At 65.8% G+C, this 24,741-nt stretch carries 15 protein-coding genes; 5 read left to right on the top strand and 10 right to left on the bottom strand.

Features of this window, described 5'->3' with window-relative positions; translation table 11 throughout:
• Positions 1–69: 69 nt before the first annotated feature.
• Positions 70–1,236 (top strand): DNA-processing protein DprA, encoded by a 1,167-nt coding sequence (dprA, locus tag AC07X4_RS02490; RefSeq protein ID WP_494739123.1) that lies wholly within the window; start codon positions 70–72, stop codon positions 1,234–1,236.
• Between the two features lie 125 nt (positions 1,237–1,361).
• On the opposite strand, the gene AC07X4_RS02485 is transcribed toward dprA, so the two are convergent.
• The 5 genes from AC07X4_RS02485 to AC07X4_RS02465 all read right to left on the bottom strand — a co-directional run bounded on the left by AC07X4_RS02485 (position 1,362) and on the right by AC07X4_RS02465 (position 10,936).
• On the bottom strand, positions 1,362–3,761 hold the full coding sequence (locus tag AC07X4_RS02485; RefSeq protein ID WP_494739122.1) for a DUF1631 domain-containing protein: 2,400 nt from the start codon (positions 3,759–3,761) through the stop codon (positions 1,362–1,364).
• Positions 3,762–3,778: 17 nt separating this feature from the next.
• On the bottom strand, positions 3,779–4,729 hold the full coding sequence (gene secF, locus AC07X4_RS02480; protein ID WP_056742880.1) for a protein translocase subunit SecF: 951 nt from the start codon (positions 4,727–4,729) through the stop codon (positions 3,779–3,781).
• 12 nt (positions 4,730–4,741) lie between these two features.
• A complete protein-coding gene (gene secD, locus AC07X4_RS02475; RefSeq protein WP_494739121.1) occupies positions 4,742–6,625 on the bottom strand; it encodes a protein translocase subunit SecD in 1,884 nt (627 codons plus the stop codon).
• A 106-nt stretch (positions 6,626–6,731) separates the two neighbouring features.
• Positions 6,732–7,067 (bottom strand): preprotein translocase subunit YajC, encoded by a 336-nt coding sequence (gene yajC / locus AC07X4_RS02470; protein ID WP_015016243.1) that lies wholly within the window; start codon positions 7,065–7,067, stop codon positions 6,732–6,734.
• Between the two features lie 299 nt (positions 7,068–7,366).
• On the bottom strand, positions 7,367–10,936 hold the full coding sequence (locus AC07X4_RS02465) for an indolepyruvate ferredoxin oxidoreductase family protein (RefSeq protein ID WP_494739120.1): 3,570 nt from the start codon (positions 10,934–10,936) through the stop codon (positions 7,367–7,369).
• A gap of 187 nt (positions 10,937–11,123) precedes the next feature.
• Between AC07X4_RS02465 and AC07X4_RS02460 the strand changes: the two genes are divergently transcribed.
• The gene (locus AC07X4_RS02460) at positions 11,124–11,609 is read left to right on the top strand and encodes an Lrp/AsnC family transcriptional regulator (RefSeq protein ID WP_056067858.1); all 486 of its coding nucleotides are present in this window, start codon (positions 11,124–11,126) and stop codon (positions 11,607–11,609) included.
• Positions 11,610–11,682: 73 nt separating this feature from the next.
• On the opposite strand, the gene mltA is transcribed toward AC07X4_RS02460, so the two are convergent.
• The gene (mltA, locus tag AC07X4_RS02455) at positions 11,683–12,906 is read right to left on the bottom strand and encodes a murein transglycosylase A (protein WP_494739119.1); all 1,224 of its coding nucleotides are present in this window, start codon (positions 12,904–12,906) and stop codon (positions 11,683–11,685) included.
• Here mltA and AC07X4_RS02450 point away from each other — a divergent pair.
• On the top strand, positions 12,839–12,982 hold the full coding sequence (locus AC07X4_RS02450) for a hypothetical protein (RefSeq protein ID WP_494739118.1): 144 nt from the start codon (positions 12,839–12,841) through the stop codon (positions 12,980–12,982). The genes mltA and AC07X4_RS02450 overlap by 68 nt on opposite strands.
• 197 nt (positions 12,983–13,179) lie before the next feature.
• Complete coding sequence (locus tag AC07X4_RS02445; RefSeq protein WP_494739117.1) at positions 13,180–13,830, top strand: YiaD family glycine zipper/OmpA-like lipoprotein; 651 nt, start codon at positions 13,180–13,182, stop codon at positions 13,828–13,830.
• Between the two features lie 36 nt (positions 13,831–13,866).
• Here AC07X4_RS02445 and AC07X4_RS02440 read toward each other — a convergent pair whose 3' ends face one another.
• From AC07X4_RS02440 to AC07X4_RS02425, 4 genes are all read right to left on the bottom strand, one after another.
• Complete coding sequence (locus tag AC07X4_RS02440) at positions 13,867–14,496, bottom strand: response regulator transcription factor (protein WP_056067854.1); 630 nt, start codon at positions 14,494–14,496, stop codon at positions 13,867–13,869.
• Positions 14,497–14,581: 85 nt separating this feature from the next.
• Positions 14,582–16,630, bottom strand: coding sequence for a two-component system sensor histidine kinase NtrB (locus AC07X4_RS02435; protein ID WP_244303679.1), 2,049 nt, complete (start codon positions 16,628–16,630; stop codon positions 14,582–14,584).
• The gene (locus tag AC07X4_RS02430; protein ID WP_494739116.1) at positions 16,627–17,442 is read right to left on the bottom strand and encodes a carbon-nitrogen hydrolase family protein; all 816 of its coding nucleotides are present in this window, start codon (positions 17,440–17,442) and stop codon (positions 16,627–16,629) included. Before AC07X4_RS02430 ends, AC07X4_RS02435 begins: the two co-directional genes overlap by 4 nt.
• Entirely contained in the window at positions 17,439–21,596 is a 4,158-nt protein-coding gene (locus AC07X4_RS02425) for a YhdP family protein (protein ID WP_494739115.1), read from the bottom strand. The genes AC07X4_RS02430 and AC07X4_RS02425 overlap by 4 nt, the downstream gene beginning before the upstream one ends.
• 143 nt (positions 21,597–21,739) lie before the next feature.
• On the opposite strand from AC07X4_RS02425, the gene glnE reads away from it, so the two are divergent.
• Positions 21,740–24,505, top strand: a complete 2,766-nt coding sequence (gene glnE, locus AC07X4_RS02420; RefSeq protein ID WP_494739114.1) for a bifunctional [glutamate--ammonia ligase]-adenylyl-L-tyrosine phosphorylase/[glutamate--ammonia-ligase] adenylyltransferase — start codon at positions 21,740–21,742, stop codon at positions 24,503–24,505.
• The last annotated feature ends 236 nt before the right edge of the window (positions 24,506–24,741 follow it).

The raw sequence follows: 24,741 nt of genomic DNA, 5'->3' as shown, positions 1-24,741 counted from the left end.
CGGTAGTACGTATCGCCGCGCGGGGTTCCTGCGCTGCGGTAGTCACGTTGCCGCGCCGTACTGGTATCCATGGACCACGACGAACTCGGCGCCTGGCTGCGGCTGACCTTGACGCCAGGCATTGGCAACGGGGCCGCGCGGCGTCTGCTGGCACGCTTTGGCTTGCCGCAATCCATTTTTCAGCAGACCGAAGCCGCCCTGCAACTCTGTGTGCCCGCCGCGCAGGCCAAGGCGTTGCGCGAGATTCCGCATGGGTGGGAAGCCCTGTGGCAGACCACCGCCCAATGGCTTGCCAGTGCTGTGCCACAAGGCCCCGCGCGCGCCATCGTGAGCCTGGGCGACCTGCGCTATCCGCAGGCCTTGCTGGACACGGAAGACCCACCGCTGCTGCTCTACCTCATGGGCCCGGCATCACTGCTGGAGCACCAGCCTTTTCCCAGCGATCGCTGCCTCGCTGTGGTCGGGAGCCGCAACCCCACCGCCCAGGGCGCAGAGAACGCTCGCCTGTTTGCCCGGGCGCTGCACAGCGCAGGCTTGACCATCGTGTCGGGGCTTGCGCTGGGGGTAGACGCTGCCGCCCATGAAGGGGCGCTGGACTTGGCGACGCCCCCTTGTGCGAGGGCCGCCACCATCGCCGTGGTAGGCACCGGGCTCGACCGCGTGTATCCGCGCAAGAACCTGGACCTGGCCCATCGCATTGCAGCACACGGACTGATCGTCAGCGAGTACCCCCTGGGTACTTCACCGCTGCCCGGCAACTTTCCCAAACGCAACCGCATCATTTCGGGCCTCTCGCAGGGCACGCTGGTGGTGGAAGCCGCACTGGCATCGGGCTCGCTGATCACAGCCCGCATGGCGGCCGAGCAGGGGCGTGAAGTGTTTGCCATTCCAGGTTCCATCCATGCACCGCAGTCACGCGGCTGCCATGCGCTGATCCGTCAAGGCGCCAAACTGGTGGAGTCTGCCCAGGATGTACTGGAAGAACTCAAGATCCCCGCCACCACCATGTCCGGCCTGCCCCACGAAGGCGCGAACGCCGCGGGAGTCGCTGTATCGGACGGCACCGAAGACCCCGTGCTCGCCGCCTTGGGCTACGACCCCATGGGGCTGGATGCCCTGGTGGCCCGCACGGGCATGGGCGCATCCGCCTTGCAGGTGGCCCTGCTGGAACTGGAACTCGACGGCAGCATCGCGCGGCTGCCGGGGGGGTTGTTTCAACGGGTCGGCAGGGGCTAGCTGATCGCTCCGTGATCGCCCGGGGCCAGAGTGGCGCAAGGGATGCCAACACGCATCCCGGATAAGCGCCTGTTGATGATCTCACAGGAGATCTCACACAGGCACTGAGCAACGCCTGCGGGGGCTCAGTCCAGCAATCGTTCCGGGTTGGCGTCCAGCTTGGCCAGGGCATCGCGCGTGGCGCGCAGCGTGAGCCCTTCCTCGTCCTGGGCCACTAGCAAGCCAGCCTGCAGGTACGCCGCCAGGCGGCGCAACTGGATCAGGTAACTGCTGCCATCCACCGCAGCAAACAGGTGCAACTGCTTGCGCTGGCTTTGCCAGGCGTACTGCACCTGGGCCGATGCGCCGTTGTGGTCCAGTGTGTACCAGGTGCCCGGCTGCAGATCCTGCGCCCAGGCCACCATGGCATCGTCCACCGGAGCACCGTTGTCAGCAATCACGTGGATGGACGAGGCGTCGATGCCCAGCATCATCTCGATGTTGTCCGCATTGAGCGGCATGTCGCCCAGCGTGGCATCACTGATGAAGTCTTCGAGGTTGGCCAGGCGTTTGGCCATGGCATCGATGTGCGCCTGGGGAATAGACGCCGTCTTGGACAAAAAGGCGTCAGCCAGGGTGTCTGTCAACACTTTGACCTGCGCATCCTGCGCCGCGCCGTTCACACCCAGCAGGGTCAGCCCTTGGCGCAGGCGTTGCAGGAGCGCGGGCAGGTTCTGGATGACCTGGGCCCGGTCGCTGCGATTGGGTTTGGCGCTGGCGGCCCAGACGAGGTCTGCTGCCGTGCGCTTGAAGGCCACCGTGTCGGCATGTTGAGGGCCATCGCGTACGGCCGACAGCGCCAGCACCTCGGCCCAGGTCTTGAACAGGAACTCGCGGATCTCATCGCGCACCGGCATGTCGCGCAACATGGTGCGCAGCTCGATGGTGTACTGGATCGCCAGCGTTTCCCGTTGCTCGACCTGCTGGGCGACGCTCACCAGGCGCGAAGTGACCTGCTTTTCGGTCAGGAACTTGGCCAGGAATTTCTCGAACTCGTCATAAACGAGCTGAAAGACGCGGCGTCCGGTCTCTGGGTACTGCTCGATCACCTGCACCACACGGCGAATCTCGGCTTCCAACGCGCTGCCATTGATGCTGGTCGCGTCAAAACCGAGTACACAGGCACCCATGCGGTCGATCAGCTTGCGGGCGGGATGGTCGAGATTGCTGAAAAATTCGGGCTCAGCCAAGGCCACACGCAGCACCGGCACCTGCAGCCGGGCAAACCACACCCGCACGGCGGGCGGTATCCGGTCCTCTGCGAGGATGCTCTGGAACATCAACGCCACCACCTCGATGATGGCCTTCTCGCCCGAGGTGGTCGCTTTCTTCTTGAGTTCGGTGGAGCGCTCCCGCACGGTGCCCACCAATTGGACCACGGCTGCAGGGCTGTAGTCCTCCATCAGCGTGGCCACGCCGCTGTAGTAGGTGTCCGCATGCACGCGGTGCGCCGTGAGCGCATGGGCCAGCGCGGCCGAAGCGGGGGGCGCATTCACCATGTCAAAGCCGGTGGCAGGCTGCGTGAGCAGCCGCCGCAACTGCCCCATCACACCCTGCGCACGCTGGCGTGCCCGGGCGAGCGGCGTCATGCCCGTGGCAAAGGCCGTGGGCATTCCGTGTGGTGGCCGGGGGTAGCCGCCATGTCCGGGGGGCAGCATCTGCGTGCCCGGTGGCCCCATCGGCCGAGCCCCAGCGGGCATGCCGGGAGGCTGCTGCACTCCTCCGCGCGCGGCCATCATGGCCTGGCGGGTCTGCGCCAGGGCCTGCGAAGCCAGGCCCCCGGAACCCGAATCGCCCCCGCCACTGCCCGTGGCGATGCCCCCTTGCGTGCGGCGCACCTTGGATTTGAGATCGACCTGCGGCGTGATGCCCTGCTCTACGTAGAACACGTTGACCGCCTGGTAGTGCTTCTGAAGCAGGTTGGCCAGCTCGCGCTGCAGGGGGTCCACCACGGTTTGCAGGTCCGTGCGGGGTAGCCCTGCCTCCACCCATTGCTCCACCAGCAACAGGCATACCGTGTCGGGTCGCAGGATGTCGCTACTGTCCAGCTCCTGCCCCTCCAGCGACTGGGTGCGCTGGCGCAAGGTGTCGAACTGATGGCTGACCTGCTCGTTCACCGTCAACGCCATGCGCGAGGCGAGGATCTTGTTCTCGACCACATCGTCGCTGAGCAGCTCGAACTGACTGAGCCCACCACCACCAGCCGCCAGCTGGCCACGTGTAGAGCTGACGTGGGGAGCGAGGGCCTCTTGCCAGGCCTTGCCGGCGCGCTCCGTCCATGCGGAATGTTTTTGCTGGTACTGCAGCCACGCATCCCGGCGCGACTGCATCTCGCGGGCTGTGCCCGTCTGGTTCATCAACGCGGTGAGGAAGTCCTGGACGGTCTTGTCCAGGTCCACCAACCCTCCACAGATCCCCTCTACAAACCGCTGGCGCGCCTGGCGGGCCAGGCGGCGTTGCGGAACAGAAGGGGGCGTGGTGTGCATGAACAGATATTAGCGGGTCAGACGGTAGCTCCGGCATGGGGATCGTTGGGATCCCCCTCCTTTTTGGCGGGCTTGACGAGATCCTCGCGCTTGACGCCCAGCCACATGGCAATAGCCGCCGCCACGAACACCGAGGAATAGATACCGAACAGAATACCGATGGTCAGCGCCAATGCAAAGTAGTGCAAGCTCGGGCCGCCAAAGAAGAACATCGACAGCACCATCGCCTCGGTGGAGGCGTGGGTGATGATGGTTCGACTCATCGTGCTGGTGATGGCGTGGTCGATCACCTCGTGCGTGGTCATCTTGCGGTACTTGCGGAAGGCCTCGCGGATCCGGTCGAAGATCACGACCGATTCGTTCACCGAGTAACCCAACACGGCGAGCACGCCAGCGAGCACCGACAGCGAGAACTCCCACTGGAAGAACGCAAAGAAGCCCAGGATGATCACCACGTCGTGCAGGTTGGCAATGATTGCAGCGACGCCGAATTTCCACTCAAAGCGGAAGGCCAGGTAGATCACGATGCCCACGACCACCATGGCCAGCGCCATCAGGCCGCCGTGCACCAGTTCCTCGCCCACCTGCGGACCTACAAATTCGGTGCGACGCAAGGTCACTGCGGGGTCTGCAGCCTTCAAGGCGCCCAGCACCTGCTCGCTCTGCTGTGCGGACGTCACGCCCTTTTGCACGGGCAGGCGAATCATCACGTCACGCGAGGTGCCGAAATTCTGCACCTGCACGTCGGGGTAGCCCAGTGCGGCCACGGTGTCGCGGACCTTGGCCAGTTCGGCGGGCTGGCTGTAGGCCACTTCCATCACGGTGCCGCCCGTGAACTCCACCGATAGGTGCAGCCCACGCGTAAGCAGGAAGAACACCGCCAGAGCGAAAGTGATGAAGGAGATCGCGTTGAAGACCAACGCGTGCTTCATGAAAGGTATGTCTTTGCGGATACGGAAGAATTCCATGGTCTTCCTCCTTTAGTTCGTCTTGGCCACAGCACTATCGGACTCAGGCTTCCACACCTGACCGATGGCCACGCTCTTGAGCTTCTTCTTGCGGCCGTACCACAGGTTCACCAGGCCACGCGAGAAGAACACGGCCGAGAACATGCTGGTCAGGATGCCGATGCAGTGCACCACAGCAAAGCCACGCACCGGGCCGGAGCCAAACGCCAGCAGCGCCAGGCCCGCGATCAAGGTGGTCACGTTCGAGTCCAGGATGGTGGCCCAGGCACGCTCATACCCCGCGTGGATGGCCGCCTGGGGCGACACCCCCTCGCGCAGCTCTTCGCGGATGCGCTCGTTGATCAGCACGTTGGAGTCAATCGCCACCCCCAGCGCCAGCGCCATGGCAGCGATGCCGGGCAGCGTGAGCGTGGCCTGCAGCATGGACAAGATGGCCAGCAGCAGCAGCACGTTCACCGCCAGCGAGACGGTGGAGAAAATGCCGAACAGTGCGTAGTAGATGCACATGAACACCGCAATGGCCACCATGCCCCACACCACGCTGTGGATACCGCGCTCGATGTTGTCGGCGCCCAGGCTGGGGCCGATGGTGTATTCCTCGATGATTTCCATGGGCGCGGCCAGCGAGCCAGCGCGCAACAGCAGAGCGGTGTCGTTGGCCTCGGCCGTGGTCATGCGGCCCGAGATCTGCACGCGGCCGCCACCGATTTCGGAACGGATGACAGGGGCCGTGACGACCTCGCCCTTGCCCTTTTCGAACAGCACGATGGCCATGCGCTTGCCCACGTTCTCGCGCGTAATGTCCTTGAAGATGCGGGAGCCCTTGGCGTCCAGCGTGAGGTTGACAGTGGGTTCCTGCGTCTGGCCGTCAAAGCCCGGCTGCGCATCGGTCAGGTTTTCGCCGGTCAGGATGACCTGCTTCTTGACGATGACGGGCTGGCCGTTGCGTTCCAGGTAGCGCTCGGAGCCGAACGGCACGGGGCCACGGCCTGTCTCTGCCGAACGGGCTTCGGTGCCCTCGTCCACCATGCGCACTTCCAGCGTGGCAGTGCGGCCCAGGATGTCCTTGGCCTTGGCGGTGTCCTGCACGCCGGGCAGCTGCACCACGATGCGGTCCAGACCCTGCTGCTGGATCACGGGCTCGGCCACGCCCAGCTCGTTGATCCGGTTATGCAGCGTGACCATGTTCTGCTTGAGCGCCTGCTCCTGCACGCGGCGTGTGGCTTCGGGCTTGATCGAAGCGCGCAGCTTGAACTCAGTGCCTTCTGGCGTGGTGGTGACCTGGAGATCGGCGAACTGGTCGGCGATCAGGTTGCGCGCGGCCGTGGCCGTGGCTTCATCGCGCACCTTGATGTCGATGGACTGGCCGTCGCGGCTGATGCCGCCATGGCGGATGTTCTTGTCGCGTAGTGCCGTGCGGATGTCACCCGCATAGGACTCGGACTTCTTGGTCAGCGCCGCCTGCATGTCCACCTGCAGCATGAAGTGCACGCCACCGCGCAGGTCCAGCCCCAGGTACATCGGATTGGCGTGCAGGGCCTTGAGCCACAGCGGCGAACGCGACACGAGGTTGAGGGCCACGATGTAGGAAGGGTCGTTGGCGTCAGGCACCAGTGCCTTCTGGATGGCATCCTTGGCCTTGAGCTGGGTGTCGGGCGTGTCGAAACGCGCGCGCACCGAGTTGCCCTCCAGCGCCACAAAGTCAGGTGTCACACCGGCGGCCTTGAGGGCTTCTTCCACCCGCTGCTGCACGGCGGTATCCACCTTGACGGTGGCCTTGGCCGACGACACCTGCACAGCAGGCGCCTCGCCAAAGAAATTGGGCAGGGTGTACAAGGCCCCCACCAGCAGCACGATCACCAGGATCGCGTACTTCCAGACCGGATAACGGTTCATGATCGCGCTCTCACCTCAGTTGTGCAGGCGCCCTACGCGCCAGCGCCCCCCGACCCCGCGCCCGGACGGGCCGGGGCGCGCAGCGCCTCAGGGGGATGTTCATGGATTACTTGACGGAGCCCTTGGGCAGCACCTGCACCACAGCGCTGCGCTGCATTTGCACTTCCACGCCACTGGCGATCTCGATGTGCAGAAACCCTTCGGACAGGCGCGTCACCTTGCCCACGATGCCACCGGCGGTAGCCACTTCATCGCCCTTGGCGATGGCGTCGATCATGGCGCGGTGTTCTTTCTGGCGCTTCATCTGGGGGCGGATCATGACGAAGTACAGCACCACAAACATGAGCACCAGGGGCAGCATGCCGGTCAGAGAGGACATGATGTCACCGCCGCCAGCGGCTGCGGCAGGTGCGGTTTGGGCGAAAGCGGAAGAAATAAACACGGACTGGACTCCACAACGGATGGTCAAAATTCACACAACCCGCCCACACCAAGCGCCAAAGCGCCTGCGGGGGCAGAACAGGCCATTGTATGCGGCGCCTTGAGCGCCGCCCAAGGGGGAAGACCCAAGCGCGCAGCGGGTGTTTGCCACCTGCGGGCCCCACAAGGGCCTGCCAGCGGAAATACAGCCCAAAAACGGGTGATGCGCTAGGGATTCATGCCTCGATAGCTACACTATTAATAGCAAAAGCCCGCACAGAGGCGGGCTTTTGTGGGAGACACTGACGGCAGAAGGACCTATCAGGCGACCTGACGCTGGACCGGGGCGCCCGTGCGCCACTGGGCCATCAGGCCGTCCCACTTGGGACGCGCCGCCTTCAGGTGCCGTTCCTTCACGTGGCCGTAACCACGGATCTCTTCGGGAATGCGGGCAATTTCCACCGCCAAGGCCAGGTTGTCAGCGTTCAGGCGGGCCAGCAGCTCGTCGACGCAGGCGCGGTATTCGACGATCAGTGCACGCTCCATACGGCGCTCCTCGGTCTTGCCGAAGATGTCCAGTGCCGTGCCGCGCAGGCCTTTCATCTTCGCCAGCAGGCCGAAGGCGCTGCGCATCCAAGGGCCAAACGGCTGCTTCACCAGCTCGCCCTTGTCGTTCTTCTTGGCGCTCAGGGGCGGTGCCAGGTGGTGCACCAGTTTGTAGTCGCCTTCGAACATGTTCGCGATCTTGTCCGTGAAGGCCTTGTCGGTGTGCAGGCGCGCCACTTCGTACTCGTCCTTGTAGGCCATGAGCTTGAACAGGTAGCGGGCCACAGCCTCAGACAGGCGGGTGCCGCTGCCCAGTTTTGCTTCCGCCACCTTCACTTTCTCGACGAAGGTCTGGTACTCGGAAGCGTAAGCGGCATTCTGATAACCCGTCAGGAACTCCACGCGCTTGGCCACCATCTCGGCCAGCGACGGCTTCTTGACGAACTGGATCACTTGCGCGGCCTGGAACAGCGCCTGCACCGCCGCCAGGTCGTGCGCGCAGCGGCGGCCCCATTCAAACGCGGCCTTGTTGTTGTCCACCTGCACGCCGTTGAGTTCCATGGCGCGCATCAGCGATGCCAACGTCAGCGGCACGCGGCCCTTTTGCCAGGCGTAGCCCAGCATCAGCGGGTTGGTGTAGATGCTGTCGCCCAGCAGCTGGGTGGCCACTTGCTCGGCGTCAAAGCTGCCCACACCTGCCGCGCCCACGGCAGCGGCAATGGCGGCATCGCAGTTGCCGCCGGGGAACTGCCAGTCCGGGTTGTTCACAAACGCCGCCGTGGGCGTGCCGTGCGTGTTGAGCGCCACAAAGGTGCGGCCCGGCTGCATGACAGCCAACGTGTACTTGTGCGCGGCCACGATGGAGTCGCAGCCAATCACCAGATCGGCCTTGGCCGTATCGACCTTGGTGGTGTAGATGGCGTCAGGCCGGTTGGCGATCTGGATATGGCTCCAGGTAGCGCCGCCCTTTTGGGCCAGGCCACCGGCGTCCTGGGTGATCACGCCCTTGCCGTCCAGGTGCGCGGCCATGCCCAGCAGCGAGCCGATGGTGATGACCCCCGTGCCCCCCACGCCGCCCACCACGATGCCCCAGGCGGTTTCGGCCACGGGCAGCACGGGTTCTGGGATGTTGGGCAGTGCCGACAGGTCGCCCTTCTTTTCCTTCTTGGGCTTCTTGAGCTGGCCGCCTTCCACCGTCACAAAGCTCGGGCAGAAACCGTTCACGCAGGAGTAGTCCTTGTTGCACGTGCTCTGGTTGATGCGGCGCTTGCGGCCGAACTCGGTCTCCACGGGCTCCACGCTCAGGCAGTTCGACTTCGTCGAGCAGTCGCCGCAGCCCTCGCACACCAGGTCGTTGATGACCACGGTCTTGTCAGGGGTGGCCAGCTTGCCGCGCTTGCGGCGGCGGCGCTTTTCGGTGGCGCAGGTCTGGTCGTAAATGATGGCAGTGCAGCCCTTGATCTCACGGAACTGGCGCTGGATGGTGTCCAGCTCGTCGCGGTGGTGCACCGTCACGCCATCGGCCAGGGCCACACCGTCGTATTTGTGCGGCTCGTCCGTCACGATCACGAGCTTTGCCACACCTTCGGCCTTGAGGCTGTTCATGATCTGCAGCACCGAGTGGCCCTCAGGCCGCTCGCCTACCTGCTGGCCGCCGGTCATGGCCACGGCGTCGTTGTAGAGCACCTTGTACGTGATGTTCACACCCGCCGCAATGCTCTGGCGAATGGCCAGCAGGCCGCTGTGGAAGTAGGTGCCGTCGCCCAGGTTGGCGAAGATGTGCGCGTCCGTGGTGAAGGGCTGCTGGCCCACCCAGGTCACGCCCTCGCCGCCCATTTGCGTGAAGGTGCTGGTGCGGCGGTCGGGCATCCAGTTGACCATGTAGTGGCAGCCAATGCCGGCGACGGCGCGGGAGCCCTCGGGCACACGGGTGCTGGTGTTGTGCGGGCAACCGCTGCAGAACCACGGAGCGCGTTCGCCCGTGTCCACCTTCAACTCCGTCATGGCGCGTTCGCTGGCCTCGATGATGGCCAGGCGCGCCTCCATGCGGGCCACGATGTCAGAGGGCAACCCCAGCTTCTTGAGGCGCTTGGCAATTGCCTTGGCGATGATGGCGGGCGTGAGGTCGGCCTTGGCGCGCAGCAGCCAGTTCTGACTGGGGTTGGGCATGCTCCATTCGCCGCCGGTGGCGTCGCCCTCGGGCTCGTCGAACTTGCCCAGCACGTTGGGACGCACATCGGGGCGCCAGTTGTACAGCTCTTCCTTGAGCTGGTATTCGATGACCTGGCGTTTTTCCTCCACCACCAGAATCTCTTGCAGGCCCTGGGCAAAGTCACGCGTGATGGTGGCTTCGAGCGGCCACACCACGTTGACCTTGTGTACGCGGATGCCCAGGCTGCGGCAGGTGTCGTCGTCCAGCCCCAGATCCACCAAGGCCTGACGCGTGTCGTTGTAGGCCTTGCCGCTGGCGATGATGCCGAAGCGGTCTTGTTTGCCTTCGATGACGTTGTAGTTGAGCTTGTTGGCGCGGATGTACGCTAGCGCCGCGTACCACTTGTAGTCCATGAGGCGCGCTTCCTGCTCCAGGGGCGCATCAGGCCAGCGGATGTGCAGGCCGCCGCGCGGCATCACGAAGTCCTCGGGCATCACGATCTTCACGCGGTCCGGGTCGATGTTGATGCTGCTGGACGACTCCACCACCTCCTGGATGGTCTTCATGCCCGACCACACGCCCGAAAAACGACTCATGGCAAAGGCGTGCAGGCCCATGTCCAGAATCTCTTGCACGCTGCTCGGGAAGAACACCGGCGTGCCGCAGGCCTTGAAGATGTGATCGCTCTGGTGCGCGGCCGTGCTGCTCTTGCTGATGTGGTCGTCGCCCGCAATCGCGATCACGCCGCCGTGCTTGGCGGTGCCCGCCATGTTGGCGTGCTTGAACACGTCCGAGCAGCGGTCCACGCCCGGGCCCTTGCCGTACCAGATGCCGAACACGCCATCGAATTTCTTGCTTTGGGGGTACAGGTCAAGTTGCTGCGTGCCCCACACGGCCGTGGCGCCCAGTTCTTCGTTCACGCCGGGCTGAAAGACGATGTTGTTGGCCGCCAGGTGCTTCTTGGCGGCCCACAGCGCCTGGTCGTACGTGCCCAGGGGCGAGCCCCGGTAGCCACTGATGAAGCCCGCTGTATTGAGCCCCGCCGCCGCATCGCGCTGGCGCTGCAGCATGGGCAGGCGCACGAGGGCCTGCACGCCGCTCATGAAGGCGCGGCCCTCGCCCAAGGTGTATTTGTCATCCAGAGTGACCGTCTCTAGCGCTTTGCGGATGGACTCGGGCAGGGGGGCGTTCATGGCTATGTCTCCAATGGCTTTTGTGATGTCCGCGCCTTGTGGGCACGCTGGGGCAGCACCTGCGGCCCGTTTAGGGCCACGGCACTAATGTGCAGGTAAGTGTATGTCTGCGCCGCTGATATGTCTTTGCGTTCTGTGCCGTGTTTAGGCTATTCTGAGAAAGGATCTTTCTCTTTTCGGCCACTTTGTGAACACTCTCGACAAATTCGATATCGCCATCCTCAACGAGCTGCAGGCTGACGCCCGACTGACAAATGCCGAGCTGGCCCAGCGGGTGGGCCTGTCGGCCGCACCCTGCTGGCGCCGCGTGCGGGCGCTGGAGGAGCAAGGCTTCATCAAGGGCTACCGCGCAGAAATCGACCGGCACAAGATCGGCCTCGGGGTACTGGCCTTCGTGCGGCTGGATGCGGACCGCAGCACGGGCAACCTCACGCGCAAGATGGAGGAAGCCATCCGACAGATTCCGGAAGTGGTGTCGTGCCACTACATCAGCGGCACCGGCACCTTCGAGCTGCAGGTGGTGGCACGGGATCTGGACAGCTTCTCGCAGTTTGCGCGCGACGTACTGCTGAACCTGCCCAACGTGAAAGACATGCACACCAGCTTCTCGCTGGGTGAGGTGAAGGCCAGCGGGGCGCTGCCGCTGACACACCTCACACGCACACGGGCTTGAAGGCGCGCCGCCCTGGCTCTGCCAGCTCCAAAAGGCAGGGCAGATTGGGGCCACGCCTCATTTCATGAGCGCCTCAGCGCGGCCACAGCGCCCAAAGGCGCAAGTTCTGCTTGAGCCGGCCCGCGATGTCACCCGCCTCTGGCCCCCAACCCGTGAAATAGTCCGCACGCACTGCACCGAGGATGGCACTGCCCGTGTCCTGTGCGAGCACCAGGCGGTTGAGCTGCACCTGCGGGCCGGACGAAGCCAGCCACACGGGGGTGCCGTAGGGAATGCTCTGCCGGTCCACTGCAATCGATCGACCCGGCGTCAAGGGCACGCCCTGCGCACCACGCGGGCCAAACCCGGCGTCCAGCGGGCTCAAGGGCTCTTCGCGGAAGAACACATAGCGCGGGTTGCTCCACAGCAGCTCATTGGTGCGCTGGGGGTTCGCGGCCACCCAGGCGCGGATGCCCGGCCAGGTCGCATCGCGCGTCAGCCCCTGGTCCAGCAACCAGCGCCCCACGCTCTGGTAGGGCTGGTCATTGGTGCCTGCGTAGGCCACCCGCACCAGCGAGACCGAGCCATCGGGCTCGGTGATGCGCAGACGGCCCGACCCCTGGATGTGCAGCACCATGGACTCGATGGGGTCACGCAGCCACGCAATGGCCCGACCCGCGAGCGCGGCCTGGGCCTCCGGCAGGGTGTCAATCTGCTGGCGGGTGTACCAGGGCTTGCGCGCCCCCAGGCTGGCGGGTACCCGATAGATAGGCACTGTGAAGCCATTGCCGGGCTGCCGTGCCGCGTCCATCATCGGTTCGTAGTAGGCCGTCAGCAGACCATCGGCGTTGCCGTCAGTGGCCTCGACGCGGTAGGGCTGCAAGCGTGCGATGAGCCAGGCGCGCTGCTCATCGGCCGTGGCAATGCTCAGCTGCCGGACCTCGCTGCACAGCGCAGTGAAGGGCGGCTGGGGCCGCTCGCAGCTCTTGATCCACGCGTTCCAGGCTTCGTGCAGCGCGTCTTCGGTAAAGCCCGGCAGCTCGGCCCAGCGCACGGGAATCCAGCGGCTTTTGGGCTGCGCCATGGGCGATGGCAGCGGGCCGGTGTCGCCTGGCAGCACCACCGCACTGGGCGGCAGCGGCGCAGGAGTGCCCCCAGGGCGTGCGGGGACTGGGGCAGGGGGCGTGGAGCAGGCGGCCAGCGTTCCTACAATCAGCGCGGTTAACGCAACGCGCAGGAGTGTCAATTTCATGGGGCTGATTTTGCTTGAAGCGCTGTTGGCGCTGGTGGTACTGGTGGCTATCGTGTGGTGGACCATGTTCTCGGGCCGCAAGGGAGGAGAACTGAAGGCCCCACCGCCCGCCGACAGCGACAAGCCTCCGCCATCGCCTTGAACGGGCAGTGAGTTGCGCCCCAGGGACGGCCCTGTCCTACAACCGATGGGCCAGCGCGCCGATGGCACCGCTTCATCGCGGGCCCCACGATGGCGTGAGCTGGGTGACGCCACTGCACGGGACGCGATAACGCTCCGACAGCGCGGCGGGCGCAAGGCCCGCCCACCCAGCGCCACCGCTTTTCAAGGAGCACACACATGCGCACACACATTCAAATTCTCGGCGCTGCCGCCGCCATCGTTCTGGTCACCGGATGCGCCAGTATGGATGACACCCAGCGCCGTACGGCCACCGGAGCGGGCATTGGGGCGCTGGCAGGCGCGGTCATCGGCTCCGCGACCGGCGGCAACGCCGGGACCGGCGCCGTGGTGGGGGCCGGTGTCGGGGCACTGGGCACCTACATCTGGTCGCAAAACATGGAGCGCCAAAAGCGCGAGATGGAACAGGCCACCCAGGGCACCGGTATCGCCGTGACCCAGACGGCTGACAACCAGCTCAAGCTCAATATCCCCAGCGACATCTCGTTTGCCGTGGGCCGCTCGGACATCCAGCCCAACTTCGCGCCGGTCCTGGACCAGTTTGCCGCAGGCCTGCGCAACAACCCGAACACTGACGTACGTATCGTGGGGCACACCGACAGCACAGGCAGCGATGCCACCAACAACCCCCTGTCGATGGACCGCGCCGCAAGCACCCGCAGCTACCTGACAGCGCGCGGTGTGGATGGCCGCCGCATCGTGATCGAAGGCATGGGCGAGCGTTACCCCATCGCTACCAACGACACCGCCGAGGGCCGTGCGCGCAACCGGCGGGTCGAGATTTTTGTGGGCGAACGACCACGGGGCTGATCGCCCGGACTGCGAACTCCCCGCCAGAAGGTGGGCTCAGTTACCCGTGCGCAGCAGGTTGGCCAACTCCACAGCGGACTTGACCTGCATCTTGTCGAACACCCGTGAGCGGTGAACCTCGACCGTGCGCACGCTGATGTCGAGCTGGTCGGCGATGAGCTTGTTGGGAAGACCGGCGACCACCAGGTCCATCACATCACGCTCCCGCTCGGTCAGTTCGCTCAGTCGCACCTGCAAGTCACTGCGTTCGCGCACCTGTGCCAGCCGCTCGGCCGATTGGGCGAGTGCCTGCTCAATGCGGTCCACCAGCGCGTTGTCGGAAAAGGGCTTCTCGCAAAAATCAAAGGCCCCCCGCTTGACGGTGTCCACGGCGGTGGGCACGTCCGCATGGCCAGTGAGAAAGATCACCGGCATGGTGGCCAGGTCGCCCCGCGCGGCCAACACGTCAAACAGTGCCAGCCCGCTCATGCCAGGCATACGCACATCCAACAGCAGGCAACAGGGCTGGCGTTGGGGGGGCCGCTTTTGCAGCATGGCATCGAAGGCTTCGGCCGAATCAAAGGACTCGCTGGGCAGCCTGCGCGAGCGCAGCAGCCAGGCCAGTGCCTCGCGCACGCTGGCGTCATCGTCCACGATGTACACGGTGGCGTTGGTGATGGGCTCCATAGATCAGTTCAGTTGTCCATTGCAATGTCAGTCACGCGCAGACGATGAAAGCGCCAAAGCCCCAGCGCTGGCCGCCGTAACTGCCTCAGGGGGTGGCTCCATTGTTCACGGGCAGCGTGAAGGTGAATACCGTACCACGGGGCTCATTCGGCGCAAATCCGAGAAAACCGCCGTGTTGTTCGATGACAGTGCGGCACATGCTCAACCCCAAGCCCATGCCCTCCGGGCGGGTGGTGAAGAACGGGGTGAACAGTTTTTCTGCGACCTCGGGGGGAATCCCGGTTCCCACATCGGTCACAGCAAATTCAATCCAGCCGTTATGCGGGTTGGAGGCAGCACGCCGCACCCGGATATCCAGCACGCGATTGCGCACTCCGGGATCATCCATCGCCTGCATGGCATTGCGCGCCAGGTTCAGCAATACCTGCTCCACCATCGTACGGTCACACAGCGCGGGCGCCAGGCCCTGCTCCACCGATGTGTTGACGCGCACGCCCAGTTTGCGGGCCTGCAGGCTCACCAGCGGCAGAATGGCATCGAGCAATTGCTGCGCATGCACTGCCTCACGGGCTTGGTCGCGGCGCCGGACGAAGTCGTGAACACTTTTGATCACTCGGCCCGCTCGCTCGGCCTGGCGGGCAATCTGGCGCATGGCCATGCGCACATCCTCCAGCGCGTCGGGCTCGGGTACAGACGCACTGGCGGGAGTGGCATGTTCCAGCAGGTTGATGGAGCCATTGGCGTAGCTGGAGATGGCGGCCAGCGGCTGGTTGAGTTCATGGCTGAGCAACGAAGCCATCTCGCCCACCGTGGCCAGCCGCGCAGTGGCCTGCAGCCGCTCCTGCGAGGCGCGGGACAGCTCCTCGACCCGGCGCTGTTCGCTGATGTCCAGGAACGCGCTCATCCAGCCGGTGTGTTGGCCTTGGGCATTGATGAGCGGGGCCTCGATGATCAGCACGGGAAACCGCGTGCCGTCCTTGCGCATGAACTCGGACTCAAACCCCTCGCGCGGCGGCATGGTGCCGGCAAAACGGATGGCCTGGCGCTGGCGGTATTCCTCCACACGCTCGGGGGGCCAATAGGGTGCCGACATGCTCAGGCCCAGCAGCTCCTGCGGGCTGAAGCCCACCATCTCGCAGAAGGCCGGGTTGACGTAGGTGATGCGCCCCTCCAGGTCGCGCGCGCGAAGCCCGGTCACCAGCGAGTCCTCCATCGCCTTGCGAAAGGCCAGCGCATCGGCCAGGTCGCGCTCGGCGCGCAGGCGGCGGCGGTTGTCGCGCACCAGCACCACCATCACCGTCACCAGCGCAATCGACATGGCCGTGACCAGGGCCGTCAACACATTGGGGAACAGGCTGGGTGCACTGTGCCAGCTGTCCATGCGCAGCACCAATGTACTGCCTGGCAAGTCCAGCAGATGCTGCGCCGAGAACATGCGCGACCCCCGTCGCGCCGCTCCCAGCACCGCCAGCCGGGTGCCGTCGGCCTCTGTGAAGGAGGCTTCCTGGCTGCGCGTGAGGTTGTGCCCCACCAGATTGGCCAGGATGTCCTGCAGCGCATACGTCGCGACCAGATACCCCATGGTGCGTCCGCTGGCAGACAACGGAACACACAGCTCCATCATCTCCGAGCCCAGGCCGTCACCATGGGGCTGAAAGTAGCTGCTGGAATACGCTGGCCCCCCCAGGCGACGCGCGTTGGCACAGGCGATGGTGAGGTCCGACTGGCCACTGTCGCGCAGCCGCATGTCCCAGGCCACCGGGCGGTAGGGCGACTGCACGTGGGTGCGCATGCGCAGATTCGCATCGCGCAGCTCAATGCGCACGAGCTCGCGCCGGTTACGCAGCAGGTCAGACGCCTCGACCTCCCAGGCCAGATGGCTCGGGTTGTCGCTGGGGAGTGCCTGCAGGCTTTGCAGGTTGTGCGTCAGCGCGGTGCGGATGTCCGAGACTGCATCGGCTGTGTCCCGCTCCAGGCGGGTCTGCACCTGGCTGGCTTCATAGCGCCCGGCAAGCCACACCATGGTGGCAAGCATGGACACCACGAGCAGTACCAGCGCCGTCCATAACGACCAGCGCCGCCAGGCTCCGCGCCAGCGCTGCAGCAGGGTGCGTTTGACGGGCGTTGGCTTCACAGCACGCGGTGGGTCAATGCGGGCAGCTGGGCGCGCACGGCACTCAGGCGCTGCGCGTCCAGCTCGCCGGCTACCACGCCAGCGCCTTGATCGCGCTGCGCGATGATGCTGCCCCAGGGGTCCACCAGCATGCTGTGGCCCCAGGTATGGCGGCCGTTGGCGTGCACACCGCCTTGGGCAGGTGCGAGTACATAGGCCAGGTTTTCCACCGCGCGGGCACGCAGCAACACTTCCCAGTGCGCCTGACCCGTGGTGTGCGTGAAGGCGCTGGGCACCAGCAGCAGGTCCGCACCTGCGCGGGCATGCGCGCGGTACAACTCCGGAAAGCGCAGGTCGTAACACACGGACAACCCCACCCGCCAGCGCTGGCCGCTGCGCGCTTGCAGATCAAACTGCACCGGGGTGTCACCGGCGTCGATGACACGGCCTTCGTCGTACTGTTCAGCGCCGTTGCTGAAGCGAAAGAGATGGATCTTGTCGTAGCGCGCCACACAGGCACCCGTCGGGTCGAAGACCAGCGTCGTGTTGCGCACCCGGTCCGGCGTACCCGTGGCCATCGGCAGCGTGCCGCCCACGATCCACATCTCAAGCGCGCGCGCGGTATCGGCCAGAAACTGCTGGATCACTCCGGAACCAGCGGTCTCGCGCAAGGCGAGCTTATCAGTGTCCTTGTGCCCCATCAGGCAAAAATACTCCGGCAGCACCGCCAGCTCAGCGCCGCCCTGCGCAGCCTGTTCCAGCAGCTGGCGCGCAACGCGCAGGTTATCGTCCAGCGCGATGCCAGACACCATCTGGACGGAGGCGACTTTCATGAAGGTTCTCCAGTCTTGGGGGGTGGGTTGGCCCGGGGCGTCGCCTCGGTGGCAGGGCTCGATTCGCGCCCGCGGCGGGCCACGCGCACCACCCGCGGGTCGGCCCAGGTGCCATCGATGCGGAATTCCTGCGTGGCAGCCTCGATGAGCGGACCGCGCAAAAACACCTGTGCCAAAAAGCTGCCCAGACCAATCACCGGGTTGATGGCTGTGGCTACAAGCGACGCCGTCATGGCGTTGATCTCTGGCACCACTACCACACGCAGGTCCTGCGTCTCCTGGTCGATGTTGGCGCTGCCTTCCATCAGTACGGCCGCATTGACGCCCTTCATCTGCAGGTTGTTGGTAGTGGCCACACCGCGCTCGATGCGTACATCACCGCGCACAAAATCAAACGCAAAACCTTCACTGAACACATCGCGAAAATCCAGTGTCAGGCGGCGCGGCAATGATTGCAGGCTGAGCACGCCCAGCAGCTTGGCCAGGCCAGGATCAGCCTTCAGAAACTGGCCGGATTCGACATTCAGGTTGATCTGCCCGGTCATGCTGCGGTAATCGGGGCTGAAGGGAGCGCCAATCCAGCCCACCTGCCCTTCCATGCGGCCCTTGCCGCGCCGCACCACGTTGGCCATGCCCAGGCGGGCCAGCAGATCGCCCGAGTCACGGATATCGAGCTTGAAGCTGAGCACGGTGCGCCGCTCGGCCGAACGGGGGCCTGCAGAGGCCGCATTGAGCACCGCCCAGTTGCCGTTGGCAGTGAAAGCGGCCTCGGGCGCCGTGATGTTGAACTTGGACAGGCGCCATTCGCGCTGCACTCCCTCGCCGCCCCGGTTCTGGGCCTCCATCTCCACCCGTCCCAGCCGCTTGCCCCTCAGCTCGAAATCCTCCACGACGATGTCCAGCGCAGGCAGGTTGCCCGGTTGCTCGTTGAGCAGTTCTTCGACCTGGGTCACGTCGCTTTGCGGCATGTTCACACGCGACAGTCGGGCAAACAAACGGCCGCTGCTGAAGTCGGGCGATCCGGGCTGGCGGTACTCCAGGTAGCCATTGAGTTCGGTGGCATCGAGGTTGGCACGCCAGGTGGAGCCGTCGCGCAGCGCACCTGCCACCACGTTGTGCAGCGTGCGGCCTTGCAACGTGAGCTCGCGCGCGCGCAGCGCCAGGGTGGTGGGCAGATAGTCCTGTGCCACGGCCTGCCCGACAGGCGTGGTCGCCACTGCGGCACCCCGGGGGGCGGGCTCGGCGGCAGTGGCCCGGGTGAGCACCTCGTCCCAGGCGTCCACATCCAGCTTGCCCTGGTTGATGTTGGCAGCCACGCCTTGCGCAGGCATCGGGGCGGACTCGCCGTTGCTCAGGCCCACACCGATGGCGCCGCGCAGCACGCGCGGCTGGGGGCCGCTCAGGTCGCGCAGGTAGGTGGCGGAACCAAGTGATCCCAGGTCCAACACGATCTGGTCCCGCAACGGGGGGACACTGCTCCCGTTGCCGTTGCTGCTCGCCAAGCCCACCAGTGATTCGCGCGCCACCTGGTTGTCAAAGCGCAGGGGCAGGCTGCTGTCCGCCGTCTTGCCCAGCGGGGGCGGCAAGGCCAAGGCCAGGCCCTGCAGGCTGGTGTTGACCTGCAGCTCGGGAACCCCCCGGCGAAACGACAGGGCCAGCGTGTACGGTGCGCTGCCGGTGGCACGCCGCGCCAGTTGTGACAACATGCCCAGCTGCGGGGTTTGCTGCAGGCCTTCGGCCGTGGCGGTGCCCTGCGCGCGGATCTGCACCGCCGACTCGGTGGCCGGGGCATTGGCCGCCAGCGCACGCATGCCGCCTTCCAGCCGCACAGGGCCGCCCAGCGCCTGGGCCTGCACATTGGACAGTGAAAACCCGGTCTCGCTGAACTGCACGGCGCCCCGAACGCGGGTGAGCGCCGGGGTGTCGGGGGTGATGCGCAGCTCATTGCCAGCCAACGTGACGCTGCCCTGCACCTTGGATTTGTTGATGTCGCTGATGGGCAGGCTCAGTCGCAACTGGAAGTCGGCATTGCCCGTGCCGCTGGCCTGCTCCAGCGCATTGCCTGTCATACGGCCCAGCGGTGATGTGGTCATGAGCGTGAGCAGCTCTGCCAGCGGGCCGCGTGCATCGGCGCTCACGCCCACCACGGTGTGCGCCAGGTCTGGAATGCGGGCATCGACCTTGGATAGCCGCAGGCCCTTGCTGCCTGCAAAACCGCCGCTGGCGCCGCGCACCTGCATGGACGAACGCTCAAAAATCAGCTCGCCGCCGAGGTCAGTCAACGCAGGCCAGGGCAGGGTGCCCGCAGGCTGCAGCGCGGTAGGAACGTAGGCATAGGTCACGTCCTTGACGCGCGCCGCAATGCGGAACTCGCCCTGCTTGGGATCGTTGAAGGGCAGGTCATGCAGATCGCCCTTGACGCGGAACTGCACATTGCTGGCGCTGCCGGCGACCACCGCATCGCGCACATAGTGACGCGAATCGGCAGGAATGGACAGGGGCAGGTAGCGGTGCACCCGGGTGCCGTCGGCGCGGTGCAGCGTGCCGGTGAGGTCCAGCACCCCCGGAAAGCGCGACCGGTGGGGCGCCTTGGATGCGTCGCTGGTGTGCCAGGTGGCACGGGCATCGCCCTGCGCATCAGCGTTGGCGAACTGCACATCATTGGCCTGCACGGCAATACGGCTGCCGTCCAGCTGCCAGCGCACGTCAGCACTGAGCCGGTCCAGCGGCAGGACGGGTTCCTCGAACACCCCTGGCAGCACCAGCGCACCTGACGCCATGGTCAGTGCCGCCTTGCCCCCTGCCTGATTCATGTCGATGTCCACATTGGCGCCACGCAGACCCAGGTGGGCGGGGGCCGAGCCATCCGTGGCACCCGCCAGTGCCAGCCCCTGGATACGCCCCTTGACCTGGTACTGCTGCAACGCATCCAGAGGCCCCTTCCAGGTGGCCTGGATCTCGTCCACCAGCCCTTGGGGCGTGTAGGTGCGCAAGGCCTCGTGGGCGGCCGTCCCCAGCGGCAGGCGGCTGGCCACCTGCGCCAGGGCCGCCAGGTCCAGCCGGTCAGCCCGCAACTCGCCTTGCGCCGGGGCCTTGCCGTTGGCATCGGTGTGCACCAGCCGCAAGTTGCCGCCGGGCCAGGTCAGACCGTCATCGGTCTGGAACTGCAGCGCCTGCGTCGAGAACTCAAAGCCGCCGGTGAGCCTCCGTCCCCCCAGCCGGCCCTGGATGGAAGGAAGAACCAGCGGGCGCAGATCGGCGGCCAGCGTGGTGTTCACATCGGCCAGCGCCAGGTCGGCCGTGCCCCCCACCACCTGGCCGCTGCGCACATCTGCCCAGGCCCGCAACGCGCCCCGGCCCTGCGCCACCTCGATGCCCACATCGGCGTGGTGCCGCAGATGCGACACATCGACCCGCGTGAAGTGCGCAAACACCTGACCGTTCCAGTGCTTCCAGTTGCCATCGCGGGCGCGCAGCAGCGGCGCGCGAAACAAACCCACCAGGCTGAAACGGTCCCCCCATTCCGGCGGCGGCGTGGCATCCACCCGGAGGTTGTGGCGCCAGTTGCCGTTGCGCAAAACCAGGTCCACCTTTTCCAGTGCCAGCTCGGGGGCGCCGCGCTGCTCATCGGTCCAGCGCACCGTGCCGTCCTTGATGTAGACCTCGCCCTGCGAGAACAACCAGTCGGCCGCCGCGCTGCTGTCGCCCTGGTTCTGGGCAAACTCCAGCCCCGCCACATAGATGCGTCCGTCACTCGCCCGGCGCACATCCAGGTCGGGGCCTTCGATGTAAAGCTGCTCGAACCCCCACTGCAGCAACGAACGGGGTGACAGCGCCACCACCACCCGGGGCAGGCGCAACGCAGTGCGGCCCGAGGCATCCAGCAGCGCGACATCAGACAGCTCGATGGACGGGATCAGCCCCTCGGTGCGGGCCACGATGGCGCCGATCTGCACGGGAACCCCCAATACCCGTGCGGCCTGCGCCTGCAACTGTGGGCGGAAATCACCGATTCGCGGCACAATCCAGCCATGAAGAGCCCCCCATGCGATGGTCAGCAACAGCCAGAAGGCGAGCAACAAGCCCAGCGACCACCGTGCAAAACCTGCGACTATTTTCAGCAGGCGTGAGGGGTGCGAGGTGGGATCGATCATGGTGAGATGGAAAGTGGCAGGAATTATGACCCGCAGCCCTGGCGTGGGTTCACTCGTGACCCGAGTGCCCAGTGAGCTTTTGTATGCCGTCGGGCCCGCAGACCAGCACCCCGCTTCCCGTCCAACATCCGGCTGTGGCTGCCATGCATCCTTCTCTGTCTGACCCCCGCTGCCATCAGCCACTGCCCGAGGGACCTCTGGCCGAGCATTCCCGCTTCTACCAGCGCCTGCACCGCCGCTACGCCAACGACCTGCCGCTGCTGCCACCCGGTGTTCCGGTGCTTGCGACCATGGAGCAGGCCTACGACGCTCTGTGCGCGCGTGGCTGCGACACCGGGACCGCGCTGCGGGTGCTGCGCCAGCTGGTCATGGAACGACTGATCCAGCTGGACTGCGAAGCGCAGACACCGCTGGCCGACATCACCCGGGCCGTGACCGAACTGGCCGAGCTGGCCCTGGACCGCGCCTGCCAGCAGGCGCGCCGCGAGCTGGACGAACGCCATGGTGCCCCGCGCGGCCCACAGGGCCAGCCCGTGCAGCTGTGGATCATCGGCATGGGCAAACTGGGCGCCCGCGAGCTCAATGTCTCGAGCGACATCGACCTCATCTATGTGTATGAGCACGATGGCGAAACCGCCGGCATGCCCGATGGCCGGGGCCGCATCTCCAACCACGAATACTTTGCGCGCGCCGTCAAGGCCATCTACAGCCTGGTGGGCGACACCACCGAGCATGGCTTTGTCTTCCGGGTGGACCTGGCCCTGCGGCCCAACGGCAACTCGGGCCCCGCATCGGTGTCCCTGGCCGCGCTGGAGGAATACCTGCAGGTGCAGGGCCGCGAATGGGAGCGTTTTGCCTGGCTCAAAAGCCGCGTGGTAGCCCCCCGCGAGTGCATCGGCCGCCCCGAGGTGCAGGCCCTGCGCGGCGTGGTGCTGCCGTTTGTGTTTCGCCGTTACCTGGACTACAGCGTGTTCGATGCGTTGCGCTCGCTGCACAGCCAGATCCGGGACCATGCGTCCAAACGCAGCGCCGGGCACCCCGAGCGTGCCAACGACGTCAAGCTCTCGCGCGGTGGCATCCGCGAGATCGAATTCACCGTGCAGCTGCTGCAGGTGGTGCGCGGCGGGCAGTTCCCCGAGCTGCGCCGCCGCCCTACGCTCGATGCGCTGCAGCGCCTGGCCCATGCGGGCCTGATGCCGCAGGAAACCGCCGACGCGCTGGCCCGGGCCTATGTGTTCCTGCGACGGGTGGAGCACCGCATCCAGTACCTGGACGACCAGCAGACCCACGTGCTGCCCACACGCGACGATGACCTGGCCTGGATCGCCAGCACCCTGGGCTACAAGGACTGCTGCGCCTTCCTGCACGAGCTGGACGCACACCGCGAGCTGGTGGCCCAGGAGTTCGACACACTGCTGGGTGGCAACGGCAAAAAACAATGCAGTGGCGGTGGCTGTGGTGGCCCCCGGGCGGCGGCACCGCCGCCTCCAGAGCTGGAAGGCCTGCTGGAGCAACTGCCACCGGGCTTTCGCGAGCGTGTGGCCGAGTGGCGCAATCACCCGCGCGTGGCCGGTCTGCGTGACGAAGCGCGCGCGCGCCTGTTCCGCCTGGTGCAGCGCACGGCCCAGTGGCTCAAGGAAGGACGCGTTACCGAAGAGGCGACCGTGCACCTGGCCAACTGGCTGGAGCCGCTGCTGCGGCGCGAGAGCTATCTGGCGCTGTTGCTGGAGCGGCCGTCGGTGCACGAACAGCTACTGCACCTTCTGGGCGCGGCCAAGTGGCCCGCGCGGTACCTGTTGCAGCACCCCGGCGTGATCGACGAGCTGGTGGGCGACGCACTGCTGTCCGAACGTTTTGTGGTGGCCGACTTTGAGCGCGAGTTGGGCATGCGCCTGGCGTCGTTGCGCTCCACCGGTGAGGACGACGACGAAACCCTGCTCAACCTGCTGCGCCGTGCGCAGCATGCCGAAACCTTCCGCACCCTGGCGCGCGACGTGGAGCGCCGCATCACGGTGGAGCAGGTGGCCGACGACCTCAGCGCGCTGGCCGACAGCGTGCTGCGCATCACCAGCCAGTGGTGCTGGAGCCGCCTCAAGAACCGCCACCGCGACGAACCCCAGTTCGCCATCATTGGTTACGGCAAGCTGGGCGGCAAGGAGCTGGGCTACGGCAGCGACCTGGACATCGTCTTTGTGTTCGACGACGACGATGAGCGCGCCCCCGAGGTGTACGCGGCCTTTGTGCGCAAGCTCATCAACTGGCTCACCGTCAAGACCGGCGAGGGCGACCTGTACGAGATCGACACGGCCCTGCGGCCCAATGGCAACTCGGGCCTGCTGGTGACGAGCTTCGAGGCCTACGCCAACTACCAGCAGCAACGCGGCAGCAACACCGCCTGGACCTGGGAGCACCAGGCCATGACACGCGCGCGGTTCGTGATGGGCAGCGAGGCCTTGCGCGAGCGCTTTGACGCTGTGCGCGAGGCCGTCATCACCTCTGACCGCGACCCGCTGGCGTTGAGGGGCGAGATCGTGACCATGCGCGAGCGGGTGCGCTCAGCCCACCCCACGCCCGCCGGTCGCTTCGACGTGAAGCACAGCCCGGGCGGCATGGTGGACGCCGAATTTGCCGTGCAGTACCTGGTGCTCTCGCAGTCTGCCGCCCACCCCGAATTGCGTGGCAACCTGGGCAACATTGCACTGCTGCAGCGGGCCGAGCAAGTGGGTCTGCTGCCCCCAGGCGTGGGCCACGCAGCCGCCGACGCCTACCGCGAACTGCGCCGGGTACAGCACGTGGCGCGGCTGGACGAGGCGCCCACCCAGGTCACGCCACCCGCACTGCAGACCGAGCGCGATGCCGTGCTGGCGCTGTGGTCGGCGGTCTTCGGCTCCGCCGCCCCATCGGCCTGATCGGCCGGGCGCACTGCGCAAGGGAAGGCCGACTTCTGGAGGAGTCGCCTTCCCCCTCCCCGCCATATATTGGGACGGTGCAAAACCTCCATCCCATCTGCCCGTCCCTCGCTGCAACCAACAGGTCATCCCTGGCAGAAACACGGCCGAAACACCCGCGATATTTTTTGAAACAAAAATTTAATCAATCGTTTGATTAAATAGTGCTGTAATCCGGCTCCATGCCAGATTCAGCC

Source organism: Acidovorax sp. GW460-11-11-14-LB4 (assembly GCF_059423685.1).
Note: the sequence above shows the minus strand (reverse complement) of the source record. Positions and strands in the feature narration are given on the sequence as shown.

What these genes read in the sequence shown, in the direction of transcription:
- glnE (WP_494739114.1), top strand. Translation starts at nt 21,740, where the DNA reads ATGCATCCTTCTCTGTCTGACCCCCGCTGCCATCAGCCACTGCCCGAG.
- secD (WP_494739121.1), bottom strand. Translation starts at nt 6,625, where the DNA reads ATGAACCGTTATCCGGTCTGGAAGTACGCGATCCTGGTGATCGTGCTG.
- AC07X4_RS02440 (WP_056067854.1), bottom strand. Translation starts at nt 14,496, where the DNA reads ATGGAGCCCATCACCAACGCCACCGTGTACATCGTGGACGATGACGCC.
- mltA (WP_494739119.1), bottom strand. Translation starts at nt 12,906, where the DNA reads ATGGTCCACCACACGATAGCCACCAGTACCACCAGCGCCAACAGCGCT.
- AC07X4_RS02430 (WP_494739116.1), bottom strand. Translation starts at nt 17,442, where the DNA reads ATGAAAGTCGCCTCCGTCCAGATGGTGTCTGGCATCGCGCTGGACGAT.
- dprA (WP_494739123.1), top strand. Translation starts at nt 70, where the DNA reads ATGGACCACGACGAACTCGGCGCCTGGCTGCGGCTGACCTTGACGCCA.
- AC07X4_RS02485 (WP_494739122.1), bottom strand. Translation starts at nt 3,761, where the DNA reads ATGCACACCACGCCCCCTTCTGTTCCGCAACGCCGCCTGGCCCGCCAG.
- secF (WP_056742880.1), bottom strand. Translation starts at nt 4,729, where the DNA reads ATGGAATTCTTCCGTATCCGCAAAGACATACCTTTCATGAAGCACGCG.
- AC07X4_RS02465 (WP_494739120.1), bottom strand. Translation starts at nt 10,936, where the DNA reads ATGAACGCCCCCCTGCCCGAGTCCATCCGCAAAGCGCTAGAGACGGTC.
- AC07X4_RS02450 (WP_494739118.1), top strand. Translation starts at nt 12,839, where the DNA reads ATGGGGCTGATTTTGCTTGAAGCGCTGTTGGCGCTGGTGGTACTGGTG.
- AC07X4_RS02425 (WP_494739115.1), bottom strand. Translation starts at nt 21,596, where the DNA reads ATGATCGATCCCACCTCGCACCCCTCACGCCTGCTGAAAATAGTCGCA.
- AC07X4_RS02445 (WP_494739117.1), top strand. Translation starts at nt 13,180, where the DNA reads ATGCGCACACACATTCAAATTCTCGGCGCTGCCGCCGCCATCGTTCTG.